The 16,373-nt window shown below is 45.6% G+C and carries 14 protein-coding genes; 6 read left to right on the forward strand and 8 right to left on the reverse strand.

Annotation, left to right across the window (positions count from 1 at the left end):
• The 4 genes from F6K49_RS26725 to F6K49_RS26740 form a co-directional block, all read right to left on the reverse strand.
• Positions 1-325, reverse strand: a 325-nt coding sequence (locus F6K49_RS26725) for a DUF3038 domain-containing protein (protein ID WP_293101477.1), incomplete at its 3' end; no start/stop codon positions are given.
• 148 nt (positions 326-473) lie between these two features.
• Positions 474-662, reverse strand: a complete 189-nt coding sequence (locus tag F6K49_RS26730; protein ID WP_293101480.1) for a hypothetical protein — start codon at positions 660-662, stop codon at positions 474-476.
• A gap of 190 nt (positions 663-852) precedes the next feature.
• On the reverse strand, positions 853-3,486 hold the full coding sequence (locus F6K49_RS26735; RefSeq protein ID WP_293101483.1) for an endonuclease MutS2: 2,634 nt from the start codon (positions 3,484-3,486) through the stop codon (positions 853-855).
• Between the two features lie 432 nt (positions 3,487-3,918).
• Positions 3,919-4,155, reverse strand: a complete 237-nt coding sequence (locus tag F6K49_RS26740; protein WP_293101502.1) for a hypothetical protein — start codon at positions 4,153-4,155, stop codon at positions 3,919-3,921.
• A gap of 152 nt (positions 4,156-4,307) precedes the next feature.
• Here F6K49_RS26740 and F6K49_RS26745 point away from each other — a divergent pair, with 152 nt between their 5' ends.
• Positions 4,308-5,510, forward strand: a complete 1,203-nt coding sequence (locus F6K49_RS26745; protein WP_293043620.1) for a transposase — start codon at positions 4,308-4,310, stop codon at positions 5,508-5,510.
• Here the strand turns inward: F6K49_RS26745 and F6K49_RS26750 are convergent.
• Positions 5,417-5,863, reverse strand: a complete 447-nt coding sequence (locus F6K49_RS26750; RefSeq protein WP_366514235.1) for a hypothetical protein — start codon at positions 5,861-5,863, stop codon at positions 5,417-5,419. The two genes, F6K49_RS26745 and F6K49_RS26750, sit on opposite strands and share 94 nt — an antisense overlap.
• A 709-nt stretch (positions 5,864-6,572) precedes the next feature.
• Positions 6,573-8,207 carry an amidase family protein gene (locus F6K49_RS26755; RefSeq protein WP_293101486.1) on the reverse strand — a complete coding sequence of 545 codons (1,635 nt, stop codon included), beginning with the start codon at positions 8,205-8,207 and terminating at the stop codon, positions 6,573-6,575.
• Between the two features lie 334 nt (positions 8,208-8,541).
• Here F6K49_RS26755 and F6K49_RS53630 point away from each other — a divergent pair, with 334 nt between their 5' ends.
• The 4 genes from F6K49_RS53630 to F6K49_RS26775 all read left to right on the forward strand — a co-directional run bounded on the left by F6K49_RS53630 (position 8,542) and on the right by F6K49_RS26775 (position 13,283).
• Positions 8,542-8,754, forward strand: a complete 213-nt coding sequence (locus tag F6K49_RS53630) for a transposase family protein (protein ID WP_365940120.1) — start codon at positions 8,542-8,544, stop codon at positions 8,752-8,754.
• Positions 8,755-9,052: 298 nt separating this feature from the next.
• On the forward strand, positions 9,053-9,754 hold the full coding sequence (locus tag F6K49_RS26765) for an OB-fold-containig protein (RefSeq protein WP_293101489.1): 702 nt from the start codon (positions 9,053-9,055) through the stop codon (positions 9,752-9,754).
• Between the two features lie 129 nt (positions 9,755-9,883).
• Complete coding sequence (locus F6K49_RS26770) at positions 9,884-11,989, forward strand: SPFH domain-containing protein (protein WP_293101492.1); 2,106 nt, start codon at positions 9,884-9,886, stop codon at positions 11,987-11,989.
• 130 nt (positions 11,990-12,119) lie between these two features.
• Positions 12,120-13,283: a GuaB3 family IMP dehydrogenase-related protein gene (locus F6K49_RS26775; RefSeq protein ID WP_293071511.1), complete on the forward strand. Its 1,164-nt coding sequence runs from the start codon at positions 12,120-12,122 to the stop codon at positions 13,281-13,283.
• 238 nt (positions 13,284-13,521) lie between these two features.
• On the opposite strand, the gene F6K49_RS26780 is transcribed toward F6K49_RS26775, so the two are convergent.
• A complete protein-coding gene (locus tag F6K49_RS26780; protein WP_293101496.1) occupies positions 13,522-13,905 on the reverse strand; it encodes a hypothetical protein in 384 nt (127 codons plus the stop codon).
• 396 nt (positions 13,906-14,301) lie between these two features.
• Here F6K49_RS26780 and trxA point away from each other — a divergent pair, with 396 nt between their 5' ends.
• Positions 14,302-14,628, forward strand: a complete 327-nt coding sequence (trxA, locus tag F6K49_RS26785) for a thioredoxin (RefSeq protein ID WP_075896319.1) — start codon at positions 14,302-14,304, stop codon at positions 14,626-14,628.
• A gap of 66 nt (positions 14,629-14,694) precedes the next feature.
• On the opposite strand, the gene F6K49_RS26790 is transcribed toward trxA, so the two are convergent.
• The coding region (locus F6K49_RS26790; protein WP_293101499.1) for a methyl-accepting chemotaxis protein at positions 14,695-16,373 on the reverse strand (1,679 nt) is incomplete at its 5' end.

Here is a 16,373-nt window from a genome sequence, read left to right on the forward strand (position 1 = left end):
CTTTAGCCAAGTGACAGATGATTAAAACTAGCGATCGCGCTTCCTCCACATCCAGCTTTTTCCGTCCTCCTGAACTTTTGCGCAGGGGATTAGACTGACGCAGACGCCACAATGCTACTCGGTCTGTGATCATTGACTCTAAATTTAATTCAGCAGCAGCTTGCAGCATCTCCTCTGAACCAATACCTGCTAGAGCTTCTAGGCTAAGCAAGACTAAATCTAGCTGGGTTTTGATATTATCGAGATCGATTGAGTCTGCGGCTTGACTCAGAGGCAAATCCTCCCAAGCAGGAGGTGATTTTGGCATCTTGACAGTGGAAACCATAATTTTATTTTACTAAAGCAAATCCGGTTTACCCGTCGCTGTTACAGGTTTGGAAACAGGACTACGAAAGATTAAGGTATGTTTCCTGCTGGTAAAGCTTTGGTTGTCTGTTGTTCGCGTAGCGTGGCCTATTGGCCAAGGTTGAAGGTTATCTGGTTGTTCGCGTAGCGTGGCCTTTTGGCCAAGGTTGAAGGTTGAAGGTTGAAGGTTGAAGGTTGAAGGTTGAAGGTTGTCTGGTTGAAGGTTGTCTGGTTGAAGGTTGAAGGTTGAAGGTTGTCTGGTTGAAGGTTGTCTGGTTGAAGGTTGAAGGTTGAATGTTGTCTGGTTGAATGTTCAAAAATGCATTGTAACCTGCTAACCTGCTAACCTGCTAACCTGCTAACCGGTTAACCTGCTAACCTGCTAACCTGCTAACCTGCTAACCTGCTAACCTGCTAACCGGTTAACCTGCTAACCTGCTAACCTGCTAACCTGCTAACCTGCTAACCTACTAACCTGCTAACCTGCTAACCTGCTAACCTGCTAACCTATTTAAGGTAAGCAACGGTAACACCAGTCCCACCCTCAGATTGTTCGGCTAGCTTAAAACGCTCCACGAGAGGGTGCTGTTCCAAGAAAGCGTGGACACCTTGTCTTAATCGACCAGTTCCTTTGCCATGAATAATCCAGAGTACTCCAAACTCTATCGCCTTAGATATTGCTTGGTCGATGTCAATCTCTGCATTAGCTACCCGACTTCCTCGAATATCAATGGTATTTTTCGAGGTGCGCACAGCCGTTGCTGGCGGCGAGACTGGGGTTGGGGCTGGAGCTGGTTTTGATGTAGTTTTTACCACATTTTCGGGTTTTTGTCCATCCAACGATTCCACATCTGCCAGGGCAACGGTCATTTTCATTAAGCCAAAGCGTACCGTTAGCTCCCCATTATCGGCGGCGCTGATTATCTCGGCTGTCTGATTCAATCGGGGGATGCGAATGCGATCGCCTACTTTGGGACGGAATCCTGGTTTTGGTTTAGGAGGCGGTGCGGCTGGGATTTGACGCTGGGCAATCTCCTTAAGAGCGTTTGTGGCTTTTTGGGCATTTTGAGCGGTTTGGGAGCCTTGCTGCAACTGCCGAATCACTTGGGCAATTTCTTTCTTAGCTTGTGCGATCGCATCTTGCACAGACCGTTCCTGAGAAAGCTTCAATTCCCGTTCCCGCTCCTGCAAAAGTTTTGCCCGTTCAGAGAGTTCCTGATGGAGAGATTCAGCTTGTTGCAATAACTGATTTGCTTCTTGGGCTTTAGTTTCCTGAGTGCGCCGTTGAGCTTCTAAACCTGCAATTACCTCATTCACATCTTCCGAAGCTCCCCCCAAAAGGGTTTGAGCCTGATCCACCACCGATGGGTTTAACCCTAAGCGTCTAGCAATGCTCAAGGCATTGGAGCGACCGGGAATACCCCACAATAGACGGTAAGTGGGTGACAGGGTTTGGTCATCAAACTCCACCGAGGCATTCTCAAACCGCTCGTCTTGATATTTTAGTGCTTTGAGTTCCCCATAATGCGTAGTCGCAATGGTTAATTGTGTGGTGTTTGCTAGGTATTTCAGTAATGCGATCGCTAAAGCACTGCCTTCTGCGGGGTCAGTCCCTGCTCCTACTTCATCTAATAGTACGAGTGACGCACGAGGAGTTGTTCGCGTAGCGTGGCCTTTTGGCCAAGGTTCTTCAAGGTTGGCAGGTTGAATGTTGTCTGGTTGTTCGCGTAGCGTGGCCTTTTGGCCAAGGTTAGCAGGTTGAATGTTATCTGGTTGTTCGCGTAGCGTGGCCTTTTGGCCAAGGTTATCTGGTTGTTCGCGAAGGACTTTCAACCTACCAACCTGAAACTCTTGAGAACCTCCAACTTTCAACCTGTCAACCTGTAACTCTTCTTTTGGGGTAGTTATCGCCTCAATAATCCGACTAATCCGGCGAATGTGACCCGAGAAAGTGGATAAACTCTGTTCTATAGACTGCTCATCCCCAATATCTGCCAGAATTTGCTCAAACCAAGGGAGTTCTACTGGTTCCCTTGCTGGCACAAATAAACCGGCTTTTGCCATCAGTGCCGCTAAACCAAAAGTTTTCAACGTAACGGTTTTACCGCCAGTATTGGGACCGGTAATAGCAACTACCCGAATGTAGGACTGAATCTGGACATCAATCGGAACCACTGATGTGCCTTGTTCATGTTTTTGCTGCCAAACTAGCAGAGGATGGCGCAGTTGCCGTAGAGTAATGCTTTCATTCTGATTGCGGTCAATGAATCTAGGGGGATTGGCTTCTAACCACAGACTATACCTAGCCTTAGCGGTAGCTAAATCCAGGGTAGTTGCTACAACCAGCAACCGTTCCAAGTCTGGCTTAACTGCTGCTACTTGTTGGCTCAAGGCACGACGTACTGCTTCCGCTTCCACTTGTTCTTGCCGCCGCCGGGTCCGAAGTTGATTGCCTAAGCTAACAATAGCCTTCGGTTCCACGTATAGGGTGGCACCGGTACTAGAGGTATCGTGAACAATACCAGGAATAGAATCTTTCTGGGGAGCTTTAACCGGGAGTACAAACCGATCAGCCCGTTGAGTAATTAACTGTTGCTGTAATGCCCCCCCTTTACGCTGGACAATCCCCTGGAGGATTTCATAAATTCGGTCTCGCAATGATTTAATCTGAGTCCGAATGCCTGCCAGTTTGGGGGTTGCCCGGTCAGCTACATCGCCTCGGTCATCGATACAACGGTGAATTTCTTGTTCAAGTTCTGGGTAAGTGCGGCTGTCAGCCACCAGTTCCTTCAGAATTGGGACATCCTCTTGGTCTTCAATAAACCGCCGTAGACGCCTCACACCAGCTAAGGTTGTTGCGATCGCTAATAGTTCCTCACCAGACAAAATGCCTTGGAGCTCTGCTCTATCAAGAGATTCACCAATATCTTGAATGCCGTCAAAGGTTAGTCCTGTGTCTAAACTAGTTTCCAGTTGGTAAGCTTCTTTGGTTTGGGCTAGCAGGTCTAGGCTTTCCCGTTGAGTTGCTGGGGGGTGGAGATAACGAGCCGCAAAGGCTCCCAGCTTAGTAGCCGCAAAGGTAGCCAGGTGTTGGCACAGGCGGGACCATTCCAGTAGTTCTAAGGTTTCAGATTGAATCAAGGCTCAGAGACAAACGCATACCTCAATTGTATTATCCTATAATTCGGTTAGTAGTGGGAAAGTTAAGATTGAGCAAATTACCAATTACCAATTACGTAAGTATTCAGCAATCACCCATTAGCCGTTGGCCCACGGCTAATGGGTGACTGCTGACCGCTGATTGCTGATTGCTGATTGCTGATTGCTGATTGCACCTCAAGTAGCGTGCGCGTAGCGCTAATCGCTGATTGCTAATGGCTAATGGCTAATGGCTGATTGCTGATTGCTGATTGCTAATGGCTGATTGCTGATTGCTGATTGCTGATTGCTGATAGCTTACCTAATTACTAATTGCCCTCTGAAAAAGACACAAAAACCCCAAATTGGGATATGCTGGAAATAGTTGATGTATGCCCTACTAGATTTATCCTAAATTCTCCTTCTTCAGATGGTTTAATCGTATGGTAGGGCTTCCCTAAGGTTGTTAGCCCCACTACGAGTACTGCTTTTTGTATCCGGTAAAGTAGGAGTAGGTTTATAGGGCAGAGGAATATACTGTACCGATGGACGTCCACCTTGAGGTTGGGGGTACAAATCCATTAGTTTATAAATAGCTTTAGGTAGACCAACCGTAATAGGTAGACCCAGTTCAGAGGCTTCTTCGACAGTAATCGGACAGTCATGGGTGATTTGACCGAAAAACCTGAGGGCGCAAGCCCCTGGATTCTATCCATGGGGTTAGCCCGAACAGGAATTTATTCCCTAACAACGATACGAACTTTTGCTTCAAGATATCGACTATAATAGCAAGTAATACATTAATCCCAAGGAGGTGATTTTAAGTGTTGGTTATGGAGTTCAAGGCTGTCCTAAAAGAGCCTCAAAAGTTGGCAATAAATGAAGCCATTAGAACGGCTCGCTTTGTCCGCAATAAGGTGCTTCGTTACTGGATGGACAATCGTGGTACAGGAAAGAAGGAACTCTATCGCTATAACACTCAACTAAGAGATGAATTTAAGTTTGTCAAAGACCTCAACAGTCATGCTTGTCAAGCCTCTGTTGAGAACGTAGAGCGTGCCATTAAACGCTTCTTTGACAACTGCAAAAAGAAGGTTCCTGGGAAGAAAGGCTATCCTCGTTTCAAGAAGCATTTTAGGTCAGTCGAATATAAGCAATCTGGATGGAAGTTATCCCCAGACAAGAAGTTTATCAATTTTACTGACAAGAAGGGGATTGGGAAGGTCAAACTCAAGGGCACCTGGGACTTATGGAGATTCGACCAGAAACTGATCAAGAGGGTTCGGATTGTTCAAAGAGCCGATGGGTACTATGTCCAGTTTTGCGTTAAAGTAGATAATTCCGAGCAGTTAGAAGCTACTGGTTTTACCATTGGCTTAGACGTCGGACTAAAAGAATTCTATACAGACTCTGATGGGTACTCCGAACCTAACCCTAGATTTTATAGAAAAGGTGAAAAACGTTTAAAATTTTATCAACGTCGGGTTTCCCGAAAAAAGAAAGGCTCTGCTAACCGAAAGAAAGCAATTAATAGGCTAGGTAGGACTCATCTTAGAATAAGTAGGCAACGTAAAGAACATGCCTTGAGACTGGCACGTTGCGTAATCCGGTCTAACGACTTGGTCGCCTACGAAGATCTAAGAGTTAAGAACCTGGGTAAAAACCACTGTCTTGCCAAATCTATCAATGATGCAGGTTGGTACCAATTTCGAGAATGGTTAGAATATTTTGGCCAAAAGTTTGGCAGGATAACTGTCGCAGTAAATCCTGCTTATACAAGTCAAAACTGTTCTAATTGTGGCGAAGTGGTCAAGAAGTCGTTATCAACTAGAACCCATACCTGTAAGTGTGGGTGCCAATTAGATCGCGACCACAACGCCGCCAAAAACATCTTAACGAGAGCCTTGAGTACGGTGGGGCACACCGGAACTTATCAAAACGCTTGGGGAGATCTGTCCTCTACTCTTCCTGGTTCCGGCCTGGTTGAGCAAGATGGGTCTATGAACCAAGAATCCCCCGGTTTATAACCGTGGGGAGTGTCAAGAATTAAAGCTCTAGCAATTTGTTCTGTAGCCAGCACCAATCCCCCAGGAGTATGTAAAATAAGATCAATAGGAACATCTGGTGGAGTTAGACGGATTGCCCTGAGCACTTGTTCAGAATCTTCAATAGATATGTAGCGGGATACAGGGATGCCAAACAAGCTAATAGACTCTTGTCGGTGAATCAGTAAAATTAACCGACTTTTTCGCTTATGCTCGAATTCTTGCAAAGCTCGAAAACGTCTATATTGCATCTGACGACGTTGCCACAACGGCTGCAACGAGGAGATGATCAAAAAAATCCAGAACAGATCAAAAAAGTTAAAGCTAAAGTTCATCGCTTACTTACAGGTATCAAGTAGTTGTACCCTTTAGTTTTCCCGTGGTTAGGATGCTTTATTGCTAATTTTTAGTTTTTTTGGCTTAGTGTTGTGGGCTGATGCCTTGCTAGAGAACCTCAAACTGTTTTGAAGTCCTATCATATGTAGTGTAAGCAACATCAAAACTCCTGTGAGTTAACTTAAGTTAACTTTTGTTACAAAACGCCCATCTCAGCCATAAAAGTTAAGGGTTAACCCTGATTAGTATTTAGTGACTCAATCGAGAGTATATGCCCTTACTAATCAGTTTGGTGATTGCTGCAGTAGCGACTTACCTTTCTCTGAACACTACGGAAGAAATATTGAAAGTGGCATCATTATTAATTGTGATAATTTGCCTGTTGCTAAGCTTTGTTTTTGCCCCACTACTAATTAAAGTGTTGATTGTCGTAATTTTCCTAGTAATTCCTAAAATCCCCAGGAAATCTTAACTCTTGTGGCTGAATGCTTAAACCCACATTCCCTAGGTTGGAGAGGAGATTATAAAAACCCCTACAATAACTCGTAGGGGTGTGTGGATGATTTCTATTGATTTATTGGTTGTTACTAGATTGCTGAATCAGGTAATCTAAAATAGTTCCGATTCCCTCACTTAGCAGCACTAGTAGTACCTTGAGACTCAGTTAGTTATGATTTGGTCTAGATCCCAAAAAATCTCAGTTACCCACTAATATTCAAAATTTTCACCGGGCAAAGCAGGAGTGGTTGTTGGAGGTCGCCGAAACTGGGTTGCCTGTTCGTAAGCATAAGCGAATCCCAGTAAGGTAGGCTCACTGTAAGGCTTACCAAAGAAAGTCAGTCCTAGGGGTAATCCCTGCTGAGTAAAGCCCATTGCCACAGAAATGCCGGGAAAACCAGAAACATTGGCTAAGTACCCTGGTATGTAGGGGTCACTTGAGGCACATTGATAGGTTGGATCCTCGACATTATAGAGCGGACCGGCAGGACAAGTCATGGTGGGCCAAATAATCGCGTCGAGATTTTGGGCACTCATAATCGATAAAATTTCCTGCCGAACCCTAGGAAACTCGAAATGGAGAATATAAAGATATTCGGTATCAGCCAGTTCTGGATGCTTTAGAGATTCTTCAAACCCTCCGACGCGACCGGGATTGAGAGCCTGTTCTGAATTGACTAATGGGTTAGATAAGCTCATCGAATACATTTCCCTCAGGGTGTCAGGGAATGGAAGCTGGAGGTTTTTGAGGTAACTATCGATCTGGGGTTCAAACTCAGCCTCTGTTACCGGTGCCATGAAAGGCCAGAGGTTTTCCAATTTGGGAGAGAAATCCACCGACTCAACTGTTGCACCTAATTCCCTCAGCTTAGCAACTGCTGCATCAGTTGCAGCATCTACCTCAGGGTTCCCACCCCGAAAATCAATCGCCACCCCAATTCTTGCCCCTTTTAGGGCTTGTTTATTGAGAAACTGGGTGTAGTCCTTATATGTTTTCCCTTCACTGTCCAGGGTACGGTAATCATTGGGATCAACCCCTGCCATTACACCCAAAGCGATCGCTGCATCTGTCACGGTTCGAGCTATAGGGCCCGCACTATCAAAGGAGAGGGTTAGGGGGATGATACCATCTCGACTAACCAGTCCCTGAGTAGGTTTGATACCGACAAGACCTGCTACTGCTGCAGGGCCACGAATTGAGCCTGAAGTATCGCTTCCGGTGGCTAAAACAGCAAAATTTGCCGCAATTACAGCCCCACTGCCTCCACTCGAACCCGAAGGATCACGAGTTAATTTGTAGGGATTGCGTGTCAGTCCCCCAAGGGAACTGTAACCTAGCCTACCATAGGATTCAGCAAATTCACTCATATTTGCTTTACCAAGAATAATCGCTCCTGCCTCTCGCAACTTCTTAACAGTAAAAGCATCATCGGGGGGTAAGGAACCTTCCAGCAGCACCGATCCTCCTGTTGTGGGTAAATCGGTAGTGTCATAGTTATCTTTCAGAATGATGGGGATGCCATGTAAAGGACTTCGCGGTCCTTTCTGCTGGCGTTCTTGGTCTAACGCCCTTGCTTCTTTAAGGGCATTGTTATTGATAGAAATTAGCCCATTAATTTTCGGACCTTGATCGTCATAGGCTTCAATACGATTGAGATAAAGTTGCACTAATTGTTCGGAAGTGAGTGCATTCTTATCAAAAGCTTGGTTAATCTCTGCGATTGTTGCTTCCCTGAGACGAAAGGTCTCAGCGACTACCTCTGAGGGAAAACTACTCAGAGCGAACATGAAAAGATAAGTCAGCCCTTGTTTAGCTATTTGCCACCAGGTCAGTTTTTGTTTCATATCTATACTGAAATTGATTGATAAAGGATATCACTAATTGGGTGCATTTCATATTTGTAAAAAAAAGGGGAGTGTGGGGGAGGGTAATCGCCCTCTTTAGTGTATAAAATGTTACTTGAAATTTGTAAAATTTGATACGTCTGAGAGGACAGAGAAGTTGTGCTCACCTGAGAATCAGGCTTAGCTGTTAATGTAAAGAAATCTAAAATGTGACCGAGCAAAAGATTGCAAAAAACTTTGTTAAAAAGGCGTTGAGCCCCAGAGAGTAACAAGAGGCTTCCGCTGCAGCAAGCGTAGTCTGCTGAAGAATTTTAAACTCCTAGAAGACCCCCGAGTGGAAAGAACACGACAGCATAACTTAGTCGATATGGTCACTGTGTCCCTGTTAGCAGTATTATGTGGTGCCGATGGATGTTTGGGGATAAAGACCTACAGATTAGCGTTGCAATTGTGGTTGAAAAGGTTTTTAGAGTTGCCCCATGGAATACCGTCCCATGACACGATTGGAATAGCAATAACCTCTGGGTTGAGACTCAAATTGGCTTGAACGTGATAGGTGATGTGCTTCGGTTGGGTTCGAGCTTTGGGCTTGCCCCCTTTCTGATAGTGGGGTTTCGACACCACAGTGCCGGTCTCCAGTCGATACATTCTCGGATCGGCAATAGCCTTCTATTCCTTTTTCAGTTAATTCTTAATGTGACACTTTAAAGTGCGGAATATCTGCTTAAGGTTAATCTTTCAAGAACATTAAAAATACTATACATTTTCCCGATTTCCAAGAAACCAGTCGTTAGGCTGGATATATAGAGCAACAATTCATTCAAAAAACGCGATCGCATAAACCCATGCTATTTGACCTAGCCAACCTCCCCTACTGGATCTTTTTGGGTATGGGAGTTCTACTGTTTCTGTTAGTCATTGTTTCCGGTGGCGGAGACGATGACATTGATATAGATGCAGATGTAGATCTGGATGTGGATCTGGATGTAGATGCAGATTTCGGTACTGATACAGATACTGATGCCGATGGTGAAGGTGGTATTGAGATTCTAGGATGGCTAGGTATCGGCAAAGCCCCCCTAATTTTGCTCCTGGCAACAGACTGTAGCCTTTTGGGACTTTTCGGCTGGATGTTCAATGTCATGATTGGTGGTATTACTGGCAGTATCCCCACTGGGTTTTTAGCTGGGGTGGTATCAGTAATGTCATTGTTTCTGACCCTAGTTACCGGAGGATTCATCTCTCGACCGATAGGAAAAGTTTTCGCCTCCTTTGGAGAAGATACCAGTAGCGATCGCTTAGTTGGCTGTCACGGTACAGTTTCCTCTGCCACCCTTCCCAAGGAAAACCAAGGCAAAATCGGTCAAGTCGATGTCCTAGATCCAGCTCGTAATTTAGTTACAGTTAATGCCACCTTACCAACTTGGGCAACAGTTACTCCTAAACGGGGGAACAAAGTGTTAGTGATTGACCGACACCATCATAACTATCTCGTAGTCCTTAAAGATAGTGCTGATCAGCAAGCCTGGTTAGACAATGCTTATTAGTCAGCAAGGGCGCACAACCTGCTGTGATAACCTGCTGTGATTTATATCAGTTCCTCAAGATTATCATAAATTTTCTGATCTTCCCTGATTAGTATATAGAGCTCCATTTATCAGCAAATCTATTTAGCCATGTCAAACTCATCCATGAATACAACAACAGTGCAAACTGTTCCGGTACAGTCATCTCTAGCCCAGCTTCCTCCTGGAATTCTATTTTTCCCCGGTGTGATTGGAGGTCTGATTGTATTATTGCTATTAAGCATCTGGGCTTACACCAGAGTTTATGTCATCACCCCCAACAACGAAGCATTTTTGCGGACAGGTGGTGTCTTTATCAAAAAGAAAACGGTTATTCTCAGTGGCGGGTGTGTGGTTTTGCCAGGATTTCATGAACTTACCCGTGTCCCACTCAGAGAAATTTCTATTGATGTTGAGCGGACCGGTAACCTAGCAGTTCGGACCCAAGACTACCTGCGGGCTAATATGCGGGTAACCTTTTATGTCTGTATCAATGCCAATGAAGACGATGTAATTACTGCTGCCCAACGACTGTCTCGTGAAGGTAAAATTTCCCCCGAAGATATTAAAGAAGCTATCGAAAAACGGGCGGATGATGCCATTAGAGCAGCAGCCAAGAAAAAGAATTTGGCAGAAATTGATTCCGATAAATTAGGATTTGCTGATGAAGTGTTGAATTTGATTCAGCAAGACTTAAGAAAAGTCGGTTTAACCCTCAATAATATCGCGATTTCTGAGATAGAAGAGAGTGATACCTACGATACGAATAACTTCTTTGATGCCCAAGGAGTACGTCTGCGCACGGAAACTATTCAAAAATCAATTCAGCAAAAAACTGAAGTTGAGCTAAATACCAAAGTTGCCATTGAAGAGAAAGAACTCAACGCTGAAAAGCAATCCCTACGCATTGCCCAAGAACAAGAAGAAGCGAAACTGGCGCAAAAGCTTGAGGTTGAAGCCCTAAAAGCCCAGCGTGAGCGGGAAATAGAAGAAGCTAAAGCCACAGAAGCAGCCACAATTCAGCGGACTAAAATTTTACAGAATAAGTCTGTAGAAGAGGAAGAAATTCGCAAGCTACTAGCCTTGCAGCAAAGCCAAATTGAAGCCGATATTACCCTCGAAGAACGGAATAAAGCCCTCAAGGTAGCCCAAACTCTGCAAAAACAAGAAGCGGAATTGGCAGAAATTAATCGTCAGAAAACCTTAGAAGAGGAAAAGATTCAACAACAGCTGGCAGTCCAAGCGAAGAAAATTCAGGCAGATATTGAATTAGAAGAACGGAATAAAACCCTCAAGGTGGCACAAACCCTGCAAAAACAGGAAGCAGAAGTAGCAGAAGTTACTCGTCAGAAAACCGTCGATGCTGCCTTGCTTAATTCTCAGGTAGAATTGGCAGAAGCAGAACGAGAGTCAAAAATTGCTCAACAAGACGCTGCGATCGCAATTGCCGAAAAAGAACGCGATCGCTTCAATTCCGAAGCCGAACGAGCTCAAGCTGAAGCCGCTGTAGCCACCGCTACGGAAGTAGAAGAAGCCGAACGGCAACAACGCCTTTCTATCATTGCTGCTGAACAAGAAGCCGAACAACGGCGGATTGGTGAGCAAAACGTGATTGAAATCGATGTATTCCGCCGGTCTCGTCAAGCTGAAGCAGCCAGACAAGCAGCAGAACTAGAAGCTGAGTCGATCCGCACCCTAGCAGAAGCAAATCGGGATAAAGCCTTGGCAGAGGCAGAAGGTAAACGATCCCTGATCGAAGCCGAAAATTCCATCAGTGATGCTCAGCTAACTGCTAAAATTATCACTACCATATGGCCAGAGTTAGCCCATCAACTACCAGAAATTGCCAAAGCCTTGGCTCCCCAGCCAGGAATTTTGGGAGATACTCGGATTTACTCCTTCCCCGGTGTCAATGGCAATAATGGTAACGGAGTTAGCAGTGTAGGTGACATCAACAAACTGCTACTATCTACCAGTGGCTTATCAATGATTAATGGTTTGTTAGAGGAAGGCAAGCTAGGGGAGTTGATTAGTCAAATCCGCCAGATGATGACTCACAACAGTAGCACAATCACCAGTAACACAATCACACCAAAGGAGAAGAAAACCCCGACCACCGATATCATCCCATCACGGCCAGCAGCAACCTCAAACCTTACCGAAAAAAACCACCTTAGCCACCCAAGCATCAAGAAACCTAAATCAGGGAAAGGCTGAAGAATGCTTACGTATGAAGAATTCATAATTCATACTTCATGCTTCACAATTCATAGTTTCTTTGTATAGTTCGAGCAATCTTCGCTCCAATTTGATAACCTAGCTAAAATAATCTCGGAAGAAAAACAGCGTGGATATTCAAATTGGGCGAGGTAAGATAGCTCGCAGAGCCTACGGCATAGATGAAATTGCACTTGTTCCCGGACAGCGGACACTCGACCCCAGTTTGGCTGATACTCGCTGGCGTATTGGCGGTATTGAACGAGAAATTCCTATTATCGCCAGCGCTATGGATGGGGTGATTGATGTGTCCATGGCAGTCAAGTTATCCCAAATTGGGGCAATGGGGGTTCTCAACTTAGAAGGGATTCAAACCCGTTATGCTGACCCATCACCGATTCTAGACCGCATTGCTTCGGTGGGAAATTCTGAGTTTGTTCCCCTGATGCAGGAACTTTATAGTTCACCGATTAAGCCAGAATTGATTACCCAGCGAATTCGGGAAATCAAGGACCAAGGTGGTATTGCAGCTGTGAGTCTGACCCCTGCTGGAGCCAGTAAATATAGTCAGGTAGTGGCAGAGGCTGGTGCTGATTTAATGTTTGTTCAAGCAACAGTCGTTTCTACAGCTCACCTGTCACCAGAGTCCATCAATCCCCTGGATTTGGCACAGTTTTGTCAGGATATGCCCATGCCAGTAATTTTGGGGAATTGCGTGACCTACGACGTTGCCCTCAATTTGATGAAAGTTGGGGCAACTGCTGTCTTGGTGGGTATTGGTCCTGGTGCTGCTTGTACCTCTCGGGGTGTCTTGGGTGTCGGTGTACCTCAGGCAACAGCAGTTGCCGATTGCGCTGCTGCCCGTGACGACTACTATCAGGAAACCGGTAACTATGTCCAAGTGATTGCTGATGGCGGTTTAATTACAGGAGGTGACATTTGTAAGTGTATTGCTTGTGGTGCTGATGGGGTGATGATTGGTTCTCCTTTTGCCCGTGCCAAAGAAGCTCCCGGACAAGGATTTCATTGGGGGATGGCAACCCCTTCCAGCGTGCTACCCCGTGGGACACGAATTAAAGTCGGCAGCACTGGCACACTTGAGCAAATTCTGACTGGACCAGCCCAAATGGATGATGGCACCCACAACCTTTTGGGAGCCTTGAAAACCAGTATGGGAACCCTCGGAGCAAAAAACCTCAAGGAAATGCAACAAGTGGAAGTAGTGATTGCTCCCTCTCTGCTAACAGAAGGAAAAGTGTACCAGAAAGCTCAGCAGTTGGGTATGGGGAAATAGTATAGTGTCTAGTTGAATACTGATCATTCTTAGTTGTTCATCAATTGAAAATTGAAACTTGACCATTGACAATTCCCAAATATTATGGTAATTCATAAATTGAACAGCTTTTTTACAGGTTTCTAAAGTTCACGAACAACTGTTGTCAATAGTTAAAGCTAAATAGTTAAAGCTAAATAGTTAAAGCTAAATAGTTAAAGCGATGATTATAGATACTTATCGCGACCACCGCCAATCGTCAAAATTTTTCGACTGGCTTGGAAATTGCTGAAAAAAAATCAACGGTGACATACAATGGAAAAAGCGGAGACAAATGTTTCCGTTCACTCCTCACACCACACTCCGCCCGGACATAGTTCGGGCGGTTCCTTATTTTATATTGAAGGTTGAAAGTTGAAGGTTGAAGGTTGAAGGTTGAAGGTTGTTTGGTTGTTTGGTTGAAGGTTGAAGGTTGAAGGTTGAAGGTTGTTTGGTTGAAGGTTGTTTGGTTGTTCGCCTTTGGCGTTCGGTGTAGGGTAGGTTGAACGGCGTTGCTTAATAATGGAATGATTTTAAGAGTGTTTAGGTGCGCGCCTCCAAGGCCGGGGAACCCGGCCTTGGGTCGCACCTGTGGAATAGGCATCTTGCCGTGGAATGGGCATCTTGCGTGGAACTGGCATCTTGCCAGTTTCATGCTTATTTTGGGGCGGGCAGGATGCCCACTCTACTCCTATTCATTCAAAGACTGACGCAACGCCGGTTGAACGCGATGGACGAAGTCCCGCTTTCAGCGAACGCGTGGCCGAAAAGCCAAGGTTGAGACGATAACCTGTAACCTGTAACCTGTAACCTGTAACCTTCAAGCTGTAACCTTCAACCTGTAACCTTCAAGCTGTAACCTGTAACCTGTAACTTGTAACCGCCTCACCTGTTCCGCCCTATGGGAGTGTTAACTTTTGCCCAAGATATTTAATCGGTGTTGTGACTATGGTAAAATTTCGGAGGTACGTAGCAAAAGTATTCGCAAGGATTTCCAGGCATGTCAACAGCCGCCCCACAAGTTACAGACTCCAGCTTTCAGGCAGAGGTACTTGAGAGCGACATCCCAGTATTGGTAGATTTTTGGGCACCTTGGTGCGGTCCCTGTCGGATGGTGTCTCCGGTTGTGGATGAGATAGCACAGCAGTACGAAGGTCAGGTGAAAGTCGTTAAGCTGAACACCGACGAAAATCCTAAGGTGGCAGGTGATTATGGTATCCGCAGTATACCAACCTTGATGATTTTCAAGGGAGGCCAACGAGTAGATATGGTGGTGGGTGCAGTCCCCAAAACTACCTTGGCTAATACTCTAGAAAAGCACCTCTAATGGCAAAAGGCTTGTAGGCAAAAGGGGACATGTAAAAGATTGCTTCCAACCTCCTCAGATCCTCAGCTATTCGTCACCAATCTTAAATTGACCAACGGACATCTGCAACTTCTGGGCAACCTCGACAGTTGTTCGTAGGGATTGAGAGACTTCGCCAGAAGAATGAGAGGTTTGTCGGGAGGTGGCAGCAATTTCCTGTATTAAGTCAGTAACGTCCCGAGATGTTTTGGCTTGGGAAACTGTGGCGTTAGAAATAGATTGGACTAACTGGTCAATCTCATGGGAGACGGCAACAATTTCTTCTAGGCTCTGTTTAGCCTTGAAAACCATTTGGGTTCCATCAACCACTTGTTTTTTTCCGTCTTCCATGGCTTTGACCACCTCTTGGGTTTCCTGCTGAATGGTGTCAATCACCTGTTCAATGTCTTTGATGGCATTGGCTGACTGGGTTGCTAGTCTACCCACTTGTTCCGCAACCACTCGGAACCCTTCTCCCTCTTCTCCCGCACGGCTCGCTTCAATCCCAGCATTGACTGACAGTAAATTAGTCTGTACGGCTATTTCCTGTACCAAGCCAACTACTTTAGCAATCTCCTTAGAGGATTCCCCTAGCAGCTTTACTTTGTTTGCTGTGTTGACTACAGTCTCTCGCAAATTTACAATAGTCACAACCGTGCTATCCATAGCTTGCCCACTAGTAAGGGCAGCGTTTGAGGCGATGTGAGAAACCTCTGCTGCTTGGCGGGCATTATTTGAGACGGCTTCAATCGAGTACATCATCTGCTCAATAGAGCTTAGTGTGTGGGTAATCTTATCTGACTGAGCCATTGCTTGCTGGGCTAATTCACCCACTGCCTGTTCATCAGCAGCAACAGCAGTATTCACTTGAGTCGAGCCAAGTTTGACCTGGATTACAATTTGCCGCAAACTTTCCATCAGGGCATTAAAGAAGTCTGCCACTGTACCAATTTCCCCCTCACCCACTTCTGCCCGGACTGTGAGGTCTCCCTTGGCAGCATTTTCCACATTATACAAGAGTTCCAGGACTTGGTGCTGGAGTGCTTCTTTTTGCTGACGTTGCTCAATAGCATTTAACTCCGCCGCCCGGCGTGCTTGTTCGATTTGATCAGAGGTTGATGCTGCTTTCTTTAGCGCTAAGTCCGCGTCTACTCGTGCTTGTTGTAACTGTTCAAACAGATCAGCTTGGTTGAGGGCAAAGCCGATCTGAATCGCCAATTGTTTTAATAAATCGGCCTCTTCTGGCTGCCAGTCCCGTGGCTCAGAACACTGGTGAGCACATAATAAACCTACCAGTTCCTCCTCATCCAAAATGGGCGCAACCATATTGGCTTTGACCTGTAGCCGTTCGAGAATATCACAGTGGCAGCCCGTTAAGCTAGCTTCATAGACGTTATGGCAAACCCAGACTCGCCCACTTTTGAACCGATCCAAAGACCCTTCCCGCAATGGGTCATTGATAATTTTCCCCATGGCTTCAATCCAACCAGGTGCTACGGATTCCGCCATGATTGTTCCACTATCCCACCCTTCATTGAAGCTATAGATCAGCACCCGGTCGGTTTGCAAGATGCTGCGAACTCCATCTACTGAAGTACTTAGGATATTTTCTGATGTCACAGATTTATAAAGAAGGCTGGTAAACTCAGCCAATAACTGGGAGCGCTCCGCTATGGCTTGCTGGAGAAAAGCCTGTTGAGCGAGAGCTTCTTCCTTAGATACGATGT

It is taken from the genome of Moorena sp. SIO3I6 (genome assembly GCF_010672095.1).

Coding starts and splice junctions, on each gene's coding strand:
- F6K49_RS26750 (WP_366514235.1), bottom strand. CDS start 5,863: ATGAACTTTAGCTTTAACTTTTTTGATCTGTTCTGGATTTTTTTGATC.
- F6K49_RS26755 (WP_293101486.1), bottom strand. CDS start 8,207: ATGAAACAAAAACTGACCTGGTGGCAAATAGCTAAACAAGGGCTGACT.
- F6K49_RS26765 (WP_293101489.1), top strand. CDS start 9,053: ATGCTATTTGACCTAGCCAACCTCCCCTACTGGATCTTTTTGGGTATG.
- F6K49_RS26770 (WP_293101492.1), top strand. CDS start 9,884: ATGTCAAACTCATCCATGAATACAACAACAGTGCAAACTGTTCCGGTA.
- F6K49_RS26780 (WP_293101496.1), bottom strand. CDS start 13,905: ATGCCTATTCCACAGGTGCGACCCAAGGCCGGGTTCCCCGGCCTTGGA.
- trxA (WP_075896319.1), top strand. CDS start 14,302: ATGTCAACAGCCGCCCCACAAGTTACAGACTCCAGCTTTCAGGCAGAG.